Source organism: Pseudomonas sp. DY-1 (genome assembly GCF_003626975.1).
Taxonomy (GTDB): Bacteria; Pseudomonadota; Gammaproteobacteria; order Pseudomonadales; family Pseudomonadaceae; genus Metapseudomonas.
In genome coordinates this window covers 232,205-249,704 of record NZ_CP032616.1, presented here as the reverse complement: position 1 = coordinate 249,704, position 17,500 = coordinate 232,205, and the positions used below count along the sequence as shown (strand labels likewise).

Below are 17,500 nucleotides of genomic sequence, written 5' to 3'. Positions count from 1 at the left end.
CTTAGCTCTTCTTGACTACACCGGGGAGGTTGGAAAGGGACTGGCTCAACCGGTCGCTGGTCTGCTTCAGACTCGCTACCAGGGAATCCATGGCGTTGTACTGGGCATACAGCCGCGTCTGCACTTTCGCCATGCGCAGATCCAACTGGGTGCGCTGCGCTTTGACCGAACTGAGGGTTTCCTGCAGGCCGTTCTGGCGCTCAGACAGGATGCCCCCTGATTGGGTATAGGGATCGAGTTTGGCGTTGAGACGGGACGTCAGCCCCTTGTCCCCGGTAAAGAAGCCGGCGACGGACTCGTACTGCGTGCTGAGTACCTTGTCGAGCTTGCTGTCCTGGATCTTCAGCGTGCCATCTTTTTGAGTGGTGATACCCAGGTCTGACAGGATGGATATACCGCCCTTTTGACCCGACGGATTCACCAGCTCATTACGCACGGAGGACAACAACGAACGTACCGAAGCGTCCCCCAGCAGGGGACCGGTGACTGGCGTATTGCCTTCACCGGCCGAGGTCACGGATGTCAGGCTCTTGGTCACCCCTATCAACTTGTTGTAGGCGTCGACGAACTTCTTGATGTTGCCTTTGACGGTGGATGTGTCCTGGTCGACCGTCACCTTGAATTTCTTTCCGGGCTCAGCGTTCACCAGGTTGAGGGTGACTTCGGAAATGGCACCGGACACGGTATTGCTGGAGCTGCGCAAACTCAGGCCGTCGATAGTGAATTCCGCGTCCTGAGCCTGATTGATGTAGCCGCTGCTAGTGGCGTTGGCGGTATCCATTGCCGTTAGGGCGCCACTGGGGTTGGAGGCCGGATTGTTGTCAGCGAAATTGCCGATGCGGAAGGCTTCCAGCCCTGCGGACGCCTGGACATAGATGTCCTTGCCAGCACCCGTAGTGTTGGAGCTGAGCACCAGGCGAGAGCTGCCATCGGCTGGGTTGCTGACGATGTTGGCGCTGACGCCTTTGTCCTTGAGCGCCTTGTTCAGGCTGTCACGGATTTCCGACAGCGAAGCGCCAGCAGCGACTTGCACGTCCACTCCGCGATCGTCCGGCCCCAGCTTGACCGTCAGCGTTCCGGCTGCAGCCGCAGTGGCGTCCTTCGCGAAGGTGGCAGTGCCGACCTTGCTCGCGCTGGCAAGTTTTTCGACCGTTACCTGATAAGTACCCGAGCTTGCCTTGTTCGTGGCGGAGACAGTGGCCAGATCGGTATTGCTCGACTTTGCCGAACGCTTGGCGAACAGGTCGCTCGAGTTGAGGTCCTTCAGCGCAGTCTGGAACTCGCTGATGGCTCCCATGAGCTGGCCGACTGCGGAGAACTTCGACGTGGCGCTCTTCTCCACGCGATTCAGTTGGGAGTCTTTGGGAGCTCTTTCGGCATCGACCAAGGCCTTGACGATGCCGTCGATGTCCATGTTCGTACCGATTCCGGTTATCCCCGCCATTTTCCTTTACCTCGCCAATCGTCTGACGCCTTCATCAATGAAGCTGAAAGGAGTCAAGAAACGTGCCATCTCGCACGCATGTCCCAGGTACGTATCAGGCCTCGGCCTTGAACAGCAGGCTGCGCATTTCCGACAGGCTTTCAGCCAGCTTGAGCGCATCCTCCGATGGAATCTGACGGATCACTTCACCCGATTCTGAATCGGTCACCTGGACCACTACTCGGCCACTGCTGTCATCCACATCGAAGTTCAGATTGCGACGAATGCTCTGGACGAACTCCTGGATGCTCGAGGCTGCCGCGTGCACTGGCTCGCGGTCTTCGGTTTCGGACTGCTGCTGAACCTGGCCGACTGCCTTTTCGCGATCTTCCTTTTCTGCCGGACCACGGACCTGGCCATTGCCGACAGGAGCAGTACTCACTCCCTTGTTCGTCAGGTTGACTATTCCGATATCCATTTTGTGCTCACCTCAGAAATGGCAAGAAGGGGGGAAGCGCTAAGCACTTCCCCCCGCGTTTAACGCCTTGCCTCGTCCGGGCCTTAGCCCAGGAGGCTGAGGACCGCCTGCGGCAGCTGGTTGGCCTGGGCCAGGATCGAGGTACCTGCTTGCTGCAGGATCTGGTTCTTGGTCAGGTTAGCGGTTTCTGCGGCGAAGTCGGTGTCCTGGATACGACCGCGGGCGGCCGACACGTTCTCGCCGATGTTCTGCAGGTTCGAGATGGTGTTCTCGAAGCGGTTCTGCACAGCACCGAGGCTGGCGCGCTGGGCATCAATGGACTGGATGGCCTGGTCGATGATGATCACGGCTTCCTGGGAAGACTTCACCTCGGTCAGGTCGATGTCCTTCACCTGGTTGTCATCGGTCACGGAGGAGATGGCCAGGTTAGTACCGGCACCGGCAGCGGTTTCGGCAGCTGCGACGCTGGCGCCCGAAGCGAAGGTCAGGTTCTGGATGTTGCCTTCGGCGGAGCCGGAGGTCAGCGACGAAACCAGGTCGATGTCGCCCGAGTCGTTGACGAAGGCACCTACGCCGATGTTGGCGTCGTTGATGACGGTAGCCAGGGCCTGCACCTGCTCGGCAGCGGTGGCACCGCTGGCGTAGGTGGCGCTGAAGGTACGAGCCTGGCCGCCGGCCATGGTGACGGAGATGGCGATGGCGCCGGAAGCACTGGCCGGAGCGGTGGCAACGGAGCCGGAAGTGACGGAACCGGAACTGAAGGTAGCTTCCAGGGACTCCGTGCTCATCTCGTCGATCTTGACGCTGATGGTTTCGTTGGCGGCGCTGCCCACCTGGAAGGTGGTGGTGCCGAAGGTGCCGTCGAGGAGCTTGCGACCACCGAAGGTGGTGGTGTTGGAAATACGATCCAGCTCTTTCTTCAGCTCGGTCACTTCGTCGTTCAGAGCCTTGCGTTCCTCGGTGCTGTTCGAACCGTTGGACGATTGCAGGGCCAGGTCACGCATACGCTGCAGGATGCTGGTGGACTGCTGCAGGGCGCCTTCAGCGGTCTGCGCCATGGAGATGCCGTCGTTGGAGTTCTTCACCGCAACGCCCAGGCCGTTGATCTGGCTGCTCAGACGGTTGGCGATCTGCAGACCGGCGGCGTCGTCCTTGGCGCTGTTGATACGGGAACCGGTGGACAGACGTTGCAGGGAAGTATCCAGCGCACGGGAGGAGGTATTCAGGTTGCGCTGGGTGTTGAGGGAAGCGATGTTCGTGTTGACGGTCAAAGCCATGATGTTGTCCTCCGAGGACTACGTGTTTGCCTGAGCTTGCGACCTTGGGCGGGCATCGCCCAGGCACCCATAAAGTTCGCATTCGTACTTCGTATCGGCGGTGTCGGAGGAAGCTTTAGGGGGGCGTTCAAAAAATTTTGTGACCCGGGGGCTTGCAGCACCAACATCCCACCATCCGTGCTCTTTGTCGGCCCTGCCGGGGGAAACTTGAGGCGTGAATGTCGACCGACACGTCAGGATGCGACGATGCCCGTCCCCAAATGACAGGGCCCCGCCAATGCGGGGCCCTGTCGAGTCCAACACAGCCGGCTCTCGACTCAGTCCGGCGTCCACGCCTTGAGCCAGAGTTCGAGATTGCCCCCCTCCAGCATCCAGTCCCGGCGCACCAGTGCCTGCAGCTCGTCACCCATCCGGGCTGTGGCGTCGAGATCGGAAAGATGCATGCGGATCGCATCCACCCAGTCCTTGAAGCGGTTCTTCACCCGAGTCACCGGCAGGTCGCCCTGGTAGCAGCGGATATCGCTGCAAATCACCGGGAACCCACAGGCGCCATACTCCAGCAGACGCAGGTTGCTCTTGCACTCGTTGAACAGGTTCAGCTCTACCGGAGCCAGCGCCAGGTCAAGATTGAGGCGGGCAAGCGCCGCTGGATACTGGTCGATGGCCACCCCCGGATGGAACTCGTGGACGTAGGGACGTATCGATTCCGGACACATGCCGAAGAAGACCCATTCCACTTCGTTCGCCAGTTCCTTGACGACGTCCTCGATCAGTTCCAGGTCGCCCGTGTGACTCGAGCCGCCCGCCCAGCCCACGCGAGGCCTGGAAGAAGCGCGACGTTGCCCCTGCAGACCCTGCCACCAGCCGGTGGGCAAACGGTTATGCACTACGCGGATGTCTTCGTGCATACCTGCGAAGGCCTCGGCGAGGCACTCGGTGGAAACCACGAAGCGATCGACGAAGCCGAGGCCTCGTTTCAGGGACTTGAGGATGTCCTTGGGCATGTGCTGCCGGTGTGCGCTTTTCAATGGCAGGTTGAGCAGGTAGTCGTCCAGCTCATAGACCTTGAAGGCACTGGAGAACGCTTTCATCCGGCGCATTGCTTCCAGTCGTTCGTCACCGATCTGCCGCTGCAGGATGATGCTGTCCGGAGCATAACGTTCCAGGTCAGTCACATGCATGAGCCCCATCGAGAGCGCGCCATCCACTTTCCCGGATTGCTGCAATGCGGCAAACGGCTGCATCACGCGATAGTGACCACAGCCGAACTGGTCCGCCGGATGAGCCAACACCGTCGGCAAAGGCTTCCACGACGACAGCGGGCGCCAGGACAACGCGGTGTCGGCCAGCTTGAAGCCGCCGGGCATGGCCAGCGAAAGGTTGGGGTTATACGCCGGGTCGCGAGCCAGCAATGGCAGCCACCTGGCATAGAGCGCATCCTGCTCGTCCTGGGAAGCGATGGGGGCCTCGTCCGCTTCGAACAGCAATTTCGCGTTGGCCGCCCAGACAGTCAGGTAGCCGGCTTGCCGGGCGCGCAGACAGATGTCCGCGTCAACGTAGCGCTCCGGTAGATCGTCTGCCACGCCACCCAGGGCGTCGTAGAGCTCACGACCGATCATCAGGCATTCGCGGCTCACCGCGCTGTAGTCCTGGTCGACTTGCAGGCGCTGCAGGTAGCCGGGTGCATTCAGGGATTCCCCCACGAACGGGCGACCAACCGGCCCTTCCAGGCCGAGGATCAGGCCCGCATGGCGGATCGTGCCATCCGCGGCCAGGAGCTTGCCCCCGACAACACCGACTTCCGGACGTTGAGCATGGTTGACCAACTCGTCCAGCCATTGCTCATCGATTACTGCCGCATCCGGCGAGAGCATCAGCAGGTAATCACCCTTAGCCTGGCCAGCCGCCAGATTCAGCGCAGCTGCAACGCCGAGCTGCGCCGCTGCGGGCCACACGGTCCGCAGGCGAGCCTCGCCCATCTGCTCAAGAGCCGTGAGCCAATCCCTGACCTCACCTGCCGACGGATCGCTCTCGATCAGCAGCAGTTCGTAGTGGGGATAGCGTGTCGTTTCGAGCAGGCTCTCCACACAGCGCTGCAATCGCGCCAGATGGCTGCCGGCCAGGACCAGCAACGAAACCATCGGCTGCTGCGAGTGCCCGTAGTGGACGCAGTAATGGCCCGGCTGACTCGATTCGATCCTGGGTTGCTCGTAACCCCGCTCTTGCAGGTGGCGCAGGATCGCCGCTCGCTCGTCCTCGACGTCGAGCACGGCCGGCGCATCGGTGATCAACAGCGGCTCGGCGATATGCCCGAGCCCGGCAAGCCCGCCAGAGCCGATCAATCGCAGGATCATTTCCAGTTCCACGGCACGCGGAAGGCCCGCATCGAACCCGCCAGCCTCAAGCAGCACATCCCGGCGGAACAGCCAGTGATGGGCCATGCCGGCCGGGAAGCTGAGCAGATAGTCGAGATTGAACGCCGGTCGGAATGCAGCGCCCAGATCACCATTCGACTGACGGTACATCTGGTCGCAATACACAGCCCTGCAGTCAGGCGCCGTGAGCAATTCCAGGCAAGCCATCAGCAGGCCGTTGGGTGTGAGCTCCTCGCCGGCATTGACCAGCACGACCCAGTCAAAATCAGCTGTCTGCAGCGCCTGGTTGAGCGGCACTACCCACGCATCCGGGGATGCCTCGATGACCCGACCGGGGAAGCCGTCCACGGCCGATTGTCCAATCGTGAGGAGCAGCGGCTGGACGTTGTGGTAGGCATTGCGGGATGGGCTCAGCGACTCCAGCGTCAGCGCCACGGCGGCGCTATCCCCTTTCATGTCCAGAATCACGACGCCGACGCTCGGCCCACCTTCCTGTTGCAGGCGCTCGTTCACCAGGCGATGCTGGGTCGGCGAGAGCGCACGCTTGTGCAGCCATTCCTGCAAACTGGCGCTGCGCACGCGCCCTCCGACCGAGTCCTGGATGCCGAAGCGCTTGAGCATTTCCTGGCGCGCCTGGCGCACAGCGTCGCTGCCCAGGTCGGAATGTCGGCGATACATCTCCTGGTAGAGGGCGCCGAAGTTCTTCTGCTCGCGACCGAGCATGTGGTCCGAACCGGTATTCGGGGCGTCCCGCAAGTGCACCTCGGCGGTCACCTGGGGTACGTGGACCAGGGGATACCGGGCAGCCAGCCGCAGCAGCATGTCCCAGTCCTCGAACGCAGTCAGGCCGGTATCGAACTCGCCGACCTCGGCCAGCATGTCGCGAGGGTGCGCCCAGGTATTCACAGGGATGTAGTTCTGGACGAACAGGCGCTCCTTGTCATACGCCGCATGGGCGAACGGCGCAGTTCGGCTCAACTCGATACGCTCGCCGCCTTCCAGCTGCTCATTGATGTATTCCACGCCGGTGTAGACCACGGCCTGCGGCTGCTGCTCGAAAGCGCTCGCCAGCACTGCTAGGTGCTCGGGCAGGTAGATGTCGTCGTCATCCAGATAGCTGACGTAACGTCCACGGGCCAGCTTCAGACCGGCGTTTCGGGCAGCGGACAGCCCCTGGTTGCGCCCCTGATAGAGGTAGGTGATGGGGAAGTCGAACTCCACCAGCAATGGCTCGACCGGATCGCCGTGGTCGTTCACCAGGATCACTTCGAAGTCGCGCAGGGTCTGATCACCCAGGCTGACCAGGGCGTCCCGCAGGAGACCGGGGCGGTTGTAGGTGGTCAGGATGATGGAGAACAGCGGCTCGTATTGCGTGCCGGCCAGCTTATCCAGCTCGGCCCGGGCCACGGCGTCGTCCTGGCCAAGAGCTCGTGCCTTGTGGGCCATGCGCAGGGCAGAATCGTGTTCGCCGAGCTGACGCAGAATGCCCGACACGCGCCAACAAGCGGCCGCCTTCCCTGCCTGGTCATCGGCGAGGTCGGGGAACAACCGATCGACGGGGTAACGGGCGAAGGCGTCCAGCACGACCTTGCCTTCGAATGCTCGGCTCTTCGCACTGGAGAGGCTTTCGCCGTGCTGCCTCCAATGGCAGAGGATCTCATCGACTTTCTTGAAATCAGCCGTGTCGGCCAGGCGGGTCCAGATCTGGTAATCGTGGCAGCGAGTGAATGTCGTGTCGTAGCCACCATGCTGCTGGTACAGCGAACGACGCACCGCGGTGCCGGGGTTGGGCAGGCAGTTGGCCTGGACCAGCATCGGCAACAGCGACTTGCCCTGGTAGTCGGCATAGCGAGTGCGGTGCACCTGGCCGGGGAAGTTATCGTCGAATATCTCCAGGTCGCCATAGAACACGTCCGATCCGGGGTTCTCGACGATGCTCCGACGCAGCGCCGCCAAAGCACCCTTGGCTTGACGGTCGTCACTGTCGATCCATACCACGAATTCCCCGCGCGCAGCGGACAGGCCCTTGTTACGCGCCGAAGCGCCGCCACCATGGTCGTTGTGGAGCAGGCGGATGCGCGGGTCCTGGATGGAGCGGATGATCGCCACTGAACGGTCGGTAGACCCATCGTCCACCACCACCAGTTCGAAGTCGGCATCGTCCTGGGCGAGCACCGACTCGATGGCCTCTCGCACGTAGCGTTCGCGGTTGTAGACCGGCATGACGACGCTGAAGAAAGGTATCGGCGTCTGAGCGGTCGGCGCCGGCACAAATACCGGTTCGGAGGCTTCGGGCGGCGTGAAGATCGAGAAACGCTTGTTGAGCCAGGCCAGGGTGTCGGCGATCAGCTTTGGCTTGTCGCCCGCCGGGACGCCCCGATGCAAACAGATGCTTTCGGTGAAGAATGCTGCCAACTCCTGGTATTTCGGTTCCACGCGCTTGCCGGTGATGCGCTCCATCATGGTCGAGGTGCGCTTGCTGATTTCCCGGCGTATGTAGAGCGGCCGCTCGATGCGAGCGAAGGGGCCATGGGCTGCCAGGTGACAGAGGAACACCAGGTCCGCACTGACAATGGGCCTGAACGGCAGGTCGACGAATTCTCGCCGCAGCAGCTGGTTGATCGCCTCGCACCGGTCGAGCGAATTCAGCAGTCGCTGGTGGCGCTCATGGGGCAAAAGCGGCTCATCGAACACATAGTTGCCGCCATTCGTGTGCGCCAGTACCCGGTTGTTCTCATCGATCCACTGGGTGTGGCTGTACACCAGGCTCAGGCTGCGATCGGCATCCATCCGCCCGCAGGCTTCCTGGAGGAACTCGGGATGCAACATGTCGTGCCCGCCGAGCCACATGAACAGCTCGGAAGAGGTGTTCTCGAAGCAATACTGGAAGTTGGCGGTGGCCCCCAGATTGCTTTCGTGGCGAACATAGGTGAAGCGCGGATCCGTCTCGCAAAACTCCCGGCAGACTCGCTCGGTTTCGTCGGTCGAAGCGTTGTCGGCCACCAGCGCCCTGAAGTCCGGATAGGTCTGGGCGGCCAGAGACTTCAGAGTCTCCAGCACATAGGGTCCTTCGTTGTAGACGGGAACCGTGACGATGACTTTATGTTCCAGCTTTTGCATGGGGCTCCCCGTAACCAGGAAATTCAAAGGCGTTTTCACTCAAGGACAGGCATCGGCCGGAGCGCGTTCGCCTCAGCGGATGCAACGCAGGTATCCATCAGGTGCGACAGTGATGAGCAATTTGCTGACGATCCGCCGGTCGATCTCGAAACGATCGTTCTCGCCCAGGAATTGGTGCACCGCCGTTTTCGGATTGTTGCCGCGCCCCCAGGGACGATCGGCCGCCTGCAGGTCATCGGGCATGTCTTCCAGCAGCGTGTCGAACACCACCAGGTAGCTGTCCCGTGTCACGAACGGCGAATAGGCCTGCAACTCGGCTAGCACGTGCTCGTGGGTGTGGTTGGAATCCAGTACCACCAGCACTCGCTCCTTTCCACGGACGTGCTCGGCAACCTGTTGCACCGTTTCCGGGGCGATGGATGACCCCTGGATCAGGCGCAGGCGCTTGCTCATTGGATGGCGCTCGATTTCCACACGGTTGTGAGTACGAATATCGATGTCCACACCCAGCACATAGCCATCGCCGCCCAGTAATTCCAGCAGCGAAGCGTAGTAAAGCGCCGAGCCGCCGTGCGCCACGCCGGTCTCGATGATCAGGTCGGGCTGGATGTTCCAGATCAGCTCCTGCATCGCGATCATGTCCTGCGGGAACTGGATGATTGGCCGGCCCATCCAGCGGAAGTTGTACGCGTACTTGTGACGGGTGATCTCCCGCAGCCAGATGCGGGACAGTGCCTGCACATCCTGGTCTCCGTGAAGGCTATCGATGTTCGTCTCGACCTCGGCCGCGAACCGCTCTATCTCATTCATCTTTCACGAACTCCCGCCAGGGCAATGTATTGGGTTGAATCAGCGCCGAGCCTTGCCGCCCGCAGTTGGCGACCAGGTCGAGGCTAGATACGTAAGGGGTGAAGTCGCCGTGCTGTTGCGGATACGGCGATTTGCTGTAGTTCATGTAGTCCACCTGGATACCGGCGCGTTCGAATGCATGGTGATCCAGGTAATTCCGCGCACCGAGGCCGGTCACGTAGTGGCTGCCGCCCAGCGCCTTGACGATTTCCAGGACCCGTTGGCTACCCGCCCCTCCAATACCCAGTTCGTCGATCGAAACGAAGCGTGTGGCGGATGCCAGGCCGAAGTACTCGCAGAGCACCTTGAGCGACAGGTCGCCAAGCGCGGCGATGTTGCCGCAGTCAGCTGCATAGACCTGATCGAGCAGCGCCAGCATATCGTCACGGAACGGCGCGGCGGCATAAGCCTGAGCCATCAGGGCACGGTGCCGTGAGCGCCAGTCGATACGGTGATCCGGACTCACTTCGGAAATGGTCTGGCCAAGCGACAAACCGGCGAGAGGTACGCTGAGCCAATGGCTGCCCCTGGCCGTCTTGACCTGCACCCGGTTGGTGAAGCTGCCCTTGGAAAACTGCACGTCGTCGTATCGCACGAAAACGTCGGCCAGGCTTACCTGCTCGAGGAAGCCGGGCCAGGGGAAAAACATGGGCTGGGAGATGACCACTCTCATGGCACGAGCAGCCTCTCCATGACGAGCACGTCGCGGTAACTCCCATCGATGCGAGCATGGGCCTGCAGGCAACCCACCTCACGGTAGCCCACGCGCGGGTAAAAGCCGGCCGCCGGGTTGTCCGCCAGCACATGGAGCAGGATCTTGCGGATAGCGAACACCCGCTGGGCGTAGTCCTCGAGCAGAGCCAGGGCTTCCCGCCCCACACCCCGCCGCTGTGCAGCCGGGGCCAGGCAGATGCCAAGCTCGGCCGTCCCGTGGAGCGGGCGCTGGTTGTACAGCTGCAGATAGCCCAGGCAACTTCCGCTGTCCCGGTCGCCGATCACGAAGAACAGCACATCTTCGCTGCCACTTTTGTCGACCAGCCAGCGACGCACCTTCTCTACCGAGTTCGGGCGCGCCTGGGCCATCAGCAGGTTCTGCAGTGCCAAGTCATTGCGCAGTGCGACCAGGGTTGGCAGATCGTCATCCCGCCAGGCCCGCAACTCGATTGTCTGTCCTTCAAGCATGGCCGGACCTCAGAGGTAGAACTGGCGCAACGACCGTCCCTGCAACGCAGGGATGTCGGCAATGATCTGCCGGGCATGGGCCGGATTGAGGCCCACCAGCAGGGTGTCGACGTCTTCGTCCAGCTCCGCCGGGGCCACGATTGGCCTGTCGAACAACCGTCGCCCCTGTAGGAAGGGGTTCTGGTCGACGAAGCAACGGATGCGTCCGGCCCCGCCGAGGCAGGCCGTGATGAAGGAACCGTAGAAACCAGCGCCGTACACGGCACAACGGGCGTCTTCCGGCAAATCGTCCATGTAGGACACGACCTTGTCGGCCGCCTCCTGCCAGAACGCGGCCATACTTTCCAGCGACACCAGCTGGCGCGCTACTTCGAGCGTATCCGCTACCGGTTCGGCCAGGGCGCCCAGAGGCCGGCGTGCAAGCACCACGAATGCGCCACGGTGCACGCCGGCATCGATGGAGTCGACCTCGAAGCCGGCACGCTGCAGCAGGCACGCCAGCGAGCTTTCAGTGAAATGGTTGACATGGTCGACCACGATGAAGTCGGCGATGTTGGTCGCCACATTGGGGACTACGCAGTAGAAGTAACCACCCGGCCGAACCAGGGCGCGAATACGCTGCAGGGCCTGAAGCGGCTGGACGATGTGCTCCAGGGCGAAGAACGAGGTCACAAGGTCGAAACTGTCCTTCCATTCCGCCTTCGGCTCGAACGTCGCCCAGCGCTGCTCCGGAAGAAATCGGGCCCAGAATCGCTGATACGCGTCGCTGACATCGAACAGGTGCACCTGCAGGTCGGCACGCCGTTTGAGCAGCGCCTGCATGCTCGAACTCTTGGCGCAGCCGTAGTCGAGCAGCCGCGCGTCGGACTTCAGCGGGACCTTTTCCAGCAATACCGCGAGCTGGTGCTCTGTGCGATACAGCGGCCGTCCCTCGCGCACTTCGTAGATCTGATCCTCTTCCTCGCTATCGGAAAGAATGTTGTATTGCTCGGCGTAGTAGTGATCGACCTGGTCCATTTCGTCGGTCTGCAAGTGAGCACAAGCCTGGCAGGCCCATACGCGGGTGGCAGCCGGATACATCTTGCCCAATGAGGTCAGCGCCAGTCCGGAGCGCATTTCGTAGAGCATCTTCAGGTCAGCGCCAGCGCATACCTGACACAAGGTCCGGGTCATTCGGCCTCCCTATCAGCGCATAGCTCGGGGTGGATACTGCGAAAATCCACGCCGGCCGCAAAGGAACCCTTCCAGCCATGAGCGCGGCCAGTGGGTTCGTTGAAATTGAAGTAACGGAGCTGCATCGACCAGCGCGAACGCTGCGCACGGTTGAAGCCGGAGGCGTGCAGCAAGAGAAAGTCCACTATCACCAGGTCACCCGGCTCGGTCAGGGGCGCCACCTGTGCGTAGCGCGCAATGCGCGCCTGCTCATCCTGAAGAGTCAGCGCGTAGGCCTGCGTCTTGCCACCCGAGCCGCTGGCGTGGACCGGAACGAGACCATCGCGGTGCGAGGCGAGGCAGAACTGAACGGGGCCCAACGCCTCGCTAACCTCCAACAGCGGACTCCAGTACACCAGGCCATCCAGGCTGCGCAGTTGCGCGGGATACTCCTGATGCCAGTTGGCCCGGAAGCGCTCTTCGCCGGGATTGTCGATACGGATGCCGTAGCCACCGGCGGCGACGCCTGGCAACGCCTGCTCCCCCCGCAGCTCGCGGAACAGACAATCATGCAGCGGATGAGCCACCAGGCGTACGAACGCCGGGATCTGCTTGACCGCGTCATAGACTTCGCCGCCATAGGCACGATTGGCAGCGATCAGCGCCTGGTAGCCGCTATCGAAGGTTTCAGCGCTGAAAGGCAGACGCGAAATCGGCAGGCGGTACTTGTCGATAACCAGGCCGATGATGTCGTAGATGCCGCGCTGGATCGGCAGGATGTCCCGCTCCAGGTCGTAGAAACCGGGCACGATCAGCAGACCGTCCCGCTGGAAGGCTTCGCACTGCGCAGGGCTTAGCAGTGGGCTGTTCACGACGGTTCTCCCGCCGGGGCGGAGGCCCGCCTATCCAGGCCGAAGAGAATCGCATCCACTACCCGATCCTGATCCGAATGGCTCATATCGTGGTAGCTCGGCAGATTGAAGGCGCGCTGTGCCAGATCATGAGCAATCGGGGTCGGCCCACAGGCAACCCCGTTGAAAACCGGCGTATCGCCCAGCGGTTGGAAAAAAATTCGCGCATCGATGCCTGACAGGCGCAGCGATTCGAGTACGTCGGCTCTTCGCGTGGAAAACTCGACCGGCAACACCAGCGTCGGCATCCAGTAGCTGTTCAGGCAGCCTGTCGGTTCGGGATTCATCCGTGCACCTGGCAATGCCGCGAGCAGGCGCTGCGCGTAGTACGCGAAGATCTCGCGCTTACGTGCTACCAGGTCGTCGATCCGCTCGAGTTGAGCGCAACCGAGCGCAGCCTGCAGGTTGGACATCTTGTACTTATGCCCGAGCTCCGATGGCCAGAACTGGCGCATGTCGCCAGCAGCCCGGCCATGATTGTTGAGCTGCTCTACACGGCGAACCAGTTCGGCATCGCTGCTGGCAAGCATGCCTCCCTCTCCGGTGGTCATGACCTTGGTGCCATGGAAAGAGAACACCGAGAAGGTCGACAGGCTGCCAGCCTTGCGGCCGTCTATCTCAGACCCGAGCGCCTCGGCGGCGTCCTCGATCAGCGCCAGGCCGTGCTCGTCTGCTATTTCCTGCAGTTCCCGCATCGCCGCCAGGTTGCCGTACAAATGGACCGCGATGATTGCGCGGGTCCTCGGTGTGATGGCGTGGCGAACCTGCTCGGGGTCCAGGCACCAGCTGTCCTCCAGCACGTCCACCAGCACCGGTTGGGCTCCGACGTAGAACACCGGGGCAGCCGACGCGATCCAGTTGATGTCGGCCAGGATCACCTCGTCTCCCGGACCGATATCCAGCGCTCTCAGCCCCAGATGGAGGGCGCCGGTGCAACTGGACGTGGCAACCGCATGGGACACGCCGAGGTAACGGGCGAACTCGCCCTGGAAGCGATGGATGTAGTCGTAGCAATGCTCACCCCAGCCATTGCGTACGGCATCGGTGACGTACTCGAGCTCCAACTCGCCAATACTGGGCTTGGTGTAATGGACCTTGCTCATAGCACCTGCAACTCCGGTATGGCCACAACGAATCGCCCGCCCCACTCCGCGATCCGGGCATATTGCTGCCGCACTTCCGTCAGCAGGTTCCACGGCAGCACCAGCAGATAGTCCGGACGCTCTTCGTCTATACGGGCGGGCGAGACAATCGGAATTCGACTGCCCGGCAGAAACTTGCCCTGTTTGTGAGGATTGAGGTCGGCGACCCACTCCAGCAGGTCTTCCCGCACGCCGGCGTAATTCAGCAGCGTATTGCCCTTGGCCGCGGCACCGTAGGCTGCGACCCGCTTACCCTGCGCCCGTGCCTCGAGCAGGAAGCGCAGCAGCTCGTACTTGATGCGAAGCGCGGCCGGCGCCAGGCCGGAGTAGTAAGCGGCGCTCCGCACACCCGCTTCGCTTTCGCAGGCCAGCAGCGCCTCGACCGCGCCCGTGCGAGCCCGGCCGCCGCTTGCACGCTGGACGAAGAGCCGCAGCGAGCCGCCGTGGGTGGGCAACTGCTGCACATCGAAAACCTTTAGGCCGTTGCGCTCGCACATGGCCTCGACTGCGGTCAGCGAGAGGTAGGAATAGTGTTCGTGGTAGAGCGTGTCGAACTGGCATCCGGACAACAGGCTCGCCAGGTGGGGAAACTCGAACGTCGCCACACCGTCAGCATTGAGCAGAACGGCAAAGCCCCGGAGGAAGTCGTTGATGTCCGGCACATGAGCCAGGACATTGTTGGCCACCATGAGGTCAGCACTCCAGCCCTCCGCCACGAGGGCCTGCGCCTGCGCCTCGCCGAAGAAGACCTCGCGGATGTCCAGGCCCTTGTCACGGGCCGCCCGAGCCGTACTGGTGGTAGGTTCGATACCCAGGCAGGAAATACCGGCCCCGGCCACATACTGGAGCAGGTAGCCGTCGTTGGCAGCTACTTCCACCACCCGGCTGTCCCGGCCCAGGGAAAAGCGTTCGATCATTTCCTGCACATAGCGGCGGGCATGCTCGAGCCAACTGCTGCTGAAGGAACTGAAGTAGGCGTAGTCGGCATCGAAGAGACTGTCAGCGGCGCGATAGTCCTCGGTCTGGACCAGCCAGCAGGACTCGCAGACCCAGACCCTCAGGGGCACCCACTGTTCGGCCTGGTCGAGTTGTTCGCTTCGCAGATAGGCGTTCGATGGCGGCGCAGTGCCAAGGTCGATCAGCGGCAGGTGCACAGGGGCGCTACAGCCACGACACTTCATGTCTCGACTCCTTGGAAACTGTCCTCAAGCCAGGGATGGCCCGCGTCGCGGGCAGAAAGGTTACGCACCGGCATCGGCCAGTCAATGGCCAGCCGCGGATCGTTGACCGACAGGCCGCCCTCATGGGCAGGGTTGTAGTCGGCACTGTGCAGGTACAGGAGTTCGGCGCAATCGCTGGCCGCCTGGAAGCCATGGGCGAATCCCGGAGGAATCAGCAGGCTCTGGCCATCGCCTTCCTCCAGCCACTCGGCATGCCAGCGCAGAAAGGTCGGCGAGCCGCGCCGCAAATCCACCGCCACATCCCAGATGCGGCCACGCAGGCAGGTGATCAGCTTGTGCTCCGCGTGGGGCGGGTATTGGAAATGCAACCCGCGTACTGACCCTGATTCCCGGGTAACGGAGAGGTTGATCTGGCGGATATGGAACGGGAGGGCAGCCAGCTCCAGGCTGCCCTCGCAAAACAGACGCGAAAACCGGCCACGCGCATCCTGGTGGGTGCGATGCCTGAGCAATTGCAGGCCGTCGAGGGGCAAGGCGCACAACTGAAGCTCACTCACGCGCACCTCCAATAGTCGTCCAATTGCGCGAGGCACACCGCGCGCATATCGGCACGGTCGCGCCAGTGGCGATGCCAGTCGAGGGTCTGCTCCAGGCATTGCTGCAGCGACCATCGGGGCCGCCAGCCAAGCTGCTGTCGCGCTCGGCTGCTATCCAGCCGAAGCAATCCGGCTTCGTGCAACTGGGCCGCTTCGACCACCACTCCAGGCGCCTCCGGCCACAGCGTTGCCAGCCGCTCGACCAGCTCGCCCACCGTGCAGCAGTCGCCCTCACCGGGCCCGAAATTCCAGGCGCCCGACAGCGCGAATCCCTGCTCATGGAGGCCCTGTGCCAATTGCAGGTAGCCGGCCAAGGGCTCGAGCGCGTGTTGCCAGGGGCGCACTGCCTGCGGGTAGCGCAGGGTGACCTGCTCGCCACGTGACCAGGCAGCGAGGACATCCGGCACCAGCCGGTCGGGCGCAAAATCACCGCCGCCGAGCACATTGCCGGCCCGTGCGGTGGCCACCGCAAGCCCATGGACGGCGTATTGCGACGACGGGAAGTATGATGCGGCGAAGGATTGCACCAGCAGCTCGCAGCACGCCTTGCTGCTGCTGTAGGGATCATGGCCGCCCAGGGGCTCGTTCTCGCGATACGGCCAGGGCCATTCGTTGTTGGCGTAGACCTTGTCGGTGGTCACCACCACGCACGCACGCACGCCTCCGACACGGCGGATCGCTTCCAGCAGGTGCAGAGTTCCCATGACGTTGCTGCCGTAGGTGCCGAGGGGGTCCCGATAGCCTTCACGCACCAGAGGTTGTGCGGCGAGATGCAACACGACCTCGGGCCTGCACTCCTCGACCACCCGCTGCAGCGCCGGCAAGTCACGCAGATCGCCAATTCGGCTGTCGAGCCCTTCCACAACCCGCGCCAGTTCAAAGAGACTGTGGCCCGCTACGGCCGGCAGTGCGAACCCGGTTACCTCGGCCCCCCACTGCTTCAGCCAGAGAGCCAGCCACCCCCCCTTGAACCCGGTATGACCGGTCAGCAGGACGCGCCTGCCCCGCCAGAACTCAGGGTTCAGTGCCACAGTTTCCACGGCGCCTCCCCGGTCTGCCAAAGCTGCTCCAGATGGTTCTTGTCTCGCAGCGTGTCCATCGCGTGCCAGAAACCCTGGTGCTGATAGGCCTGCAACTGGCCTTCGGCTGCCAGCCGCTCCAGCGGCTCAGCCTCCCAGGCTGTCGAATCTTCAGCGATGTATGGCAGTACCTCAGGGGACAGGACAAAGAAACCGCCATTGATCCAGCCACCGTCACCGCGCGGCTTTTCAACGAATCCGTTGACGCGATTCCCATTCAGGTCCAACGCGCCATAGCGCCCCGGCGGTTGAACGGCGGTAACAGTGGCTTGCTTGCCGTGCCTGCGGTGGAAGGCGACCAGCGCGCCAATGTCCAGGTCGGCCACACCATCGCCGTAGGTAAAGCAGAATGCCTCCTCGCCTTCGACGAAGCGTCCCACGCGGCGCAGGCGGCCGCCGGTCATGCTGTCTTCGCCCGTATCCACCAGCGTCACTCGCCACGGTTCGCTGTAGTTCTGGTGAACTTCCATCTGGTTGTTGCGCATGTCGAACGTGACGTCGGAGGTGTGCAGGAAGTAGTTGGCGAAGAAATCCTTGATGGCATAGCCCTTGTAGCCCAGGCAGATGACGAAATCCTGGATGCCATGGTGGGAGTAGATCTTCATGATGTGCCAGAGGATTGGCTTGCCACCGATTTCGATCATCGGTTTGGGTTTCAGGTGGGACTCTTCACTGATGCGAGTGCCCAGGCCACCGGCAAGAATCACCGCTTTCATCGCTGCTTCCCCTGCTACA

General features: G+C 62.4%; 14 protein-coding genes. All 14 read right to left on the bottom strand.

Translation table 11 applies throughout. The features are described 5' to 3' along the window. Position 1 precedes the first annotated feature (1 nt). On the bottom strand, positions 2–1,444 hold the full coding sequence (fliD, locus tag D6Z43_RS01370; RefSeq protein ID WP_120649932.1) for a flagellar filament capping protein FliD: 1,443 nt from the start codon (positions 1,442–1,444) through the stop codon (positions 2–4). A 94-nt stretch (positions 1,445–1,538) separates the two neighbouring features. Beyond that, positions 1,539–1,901, bottom strand: coding sequence for a flagellar protein FlaG (locus D6Z43_RS01365; RefSeq protein WP_120649931.1), 363 nt, complete (start codon positions 1,899–1,901; stop codon positions 1,539–1,541). An 83-nt stretch (positions 1,902–1,984) separates the two neighbouring features. Next, a complete protein-coding gene (locus D6Z43_RS01360) occupies positions 1,985–3,178 on the bottom strand; it encodes a flagellin (protein WP_120649930.1) in 1,194 nt (397 codons plus the stop codon). A 317-nt stretch (positions 3,179–3,495) separates the two neighbouring features. Beyond that, a complete protein-coding gene (locus D6Z43_RS01355; protein WP_120649929.1) occupies positions 3,496–8,673 on the bottom strand; it encodes a glycosyltransferase in 5,178 nt (1,725 codons plus the stop codon). 72 nt (positions 8,674–8,745) lie between these two features. After that, positions 8,746–9,483, bottom strand: coding sequence for a cephalosporin hydroxylase family protein (locus D6Z43_RS01350; protein WP_120649928.1), 738 nt, complete (start codon positions 9,481–9,483; stop codon positions 8,746–8,748). Further along, entirely contained in the window at positions 9,476–10,195 is a 720-nt protein-coding gene (locus D6Z43_RS01345; RefSeq protein ID WP_120649927.1) for a WbqC family protein, read from the bottom strand. Before D6Z43_RS01345 ends, D6Z43_RS01350 begins: the two co-directional genes overlap by 8 nt. Beyond that, on the bottom strand, positions 10,192–10,704 hold the full coding sequence (locus D6Z43_RS01340; RefSeq protein WP_120649926.1) for a GNAT family N-acetyltransferase: 513 nt from the start codon (positions 10,702–10,704) through the stop codon (positions 10,192–10,194). The genes D6Z43_RS01345 and D6Z43_RS01340 overlap by 4 nt, the downstream gene beginning before the upstream one ends. Before the next feature lie 9 nt (positions 10,705–10,713). Next, positions 10,714–11,877 carry a class I SAM-dependent methyltransferase gene (locus D6Z43_RS01335; protein WP_120649925.1) on the bottom strand — a complete coding sequence of 388 codons (1,164 nt, stop codon included), beginning with the start codon at positions 11,875–11,877 and terminating at the stop codon, positions 10,714–10,716. Further along, positions 11,874–12,728 (bottom strand): phytanoyl-CoA dioxygenase family protein, encoded by an 855-nt coding sequence (locus D6Z43_RS01330; RefSeq protein WP_256660932.1) that lies wholly within the window; start codon positions 12,726–12,728, stop codon positions 11,874–11,876. Before D6Z43_RS01330 ends, D6Z43_RS01335 begins: the two co-directional genes overlap by 4 nt. Next, the gene (locus tag D6Z43_RS01325; RefSeq protein ID WP_120649924.1) at positions 12,725–13,870 is read right to left on the bottom strand and encodes a DegT/DnrJ/EryC1/StrS aminotransferase family protein; all 1,146 of its coding nucleotides are present in this window, start codon (positions 13,868–13,870) and stop codon (positions 12,725–12,727) included. The genes D6Z43_RS01330 and D6Z43_RS01325 overlap by 4 nt, the downstream gene beginning before the upstream one ends. Next, positions 13,867–15,090, bottom strand: a complete 1,224-nt coding sequence (locus D6Z43_RS01320) for a class I SAM-dependent methyltransferase (protein ID WP_120649923.1) — start codon at positions 15,088–15,090, stop codon at positions 13,867–13,869. The genes D6Z43_RS01325 and D6Z43_RS01320 overlap by 4 nt, the downstream gene beginning before the upstream one ends. Next, positions 15,087–15,647 carry a dTDP-4-dehydrorhamnose 3,5-epimerase family protein gene (locus D6Z43_RS01315; protein WP_120649922.1) on the bottom strand — a complete coding sequence of 187 codons (561 nt, stop codon included), beginning with the start codon at positions 15,645–15,647 and terminating at the stop codon, positions 15,087–15,089. The genes D6Z43_RS01320 and D6Z43_RS01315 overlap by 4 nt, the downstream gene beginning before the upstream one ends. Continuing rightward, positions 15,644–16,717, bottom strand: coding sequence for a CDP-glucose 4,6-dehydratase (rfbG, locus tag D6Z43_RS01310; protein ID WP_371924439.1), 1,074 nt, complete (start codon positions 16,715–16,717; stop codon positions 15,644–15,646). Before rfbG ends, D6Z43_RS01315 begins: the two co-directional genes overlap by 4 nt. After that, positions 16,708–17,481 carry a glucose-1-phosphate cytidylyltransferase gene (gene rfbF, locus D6Z43_RS01305; protein WP_120649920.1) on the bottom strand — a complete coding sequence of 258 codons (774 nt, stop codon included), beginning with the start codon at positions 17,479–17,481 and terminating at the stop codon, positions 16,708–16,710. Before rfbF ends, rfbG begins: the two co-directional genes overlap by 10 nt. Positions 17,482–17,500: the final 19 nt, after the last annotated feature.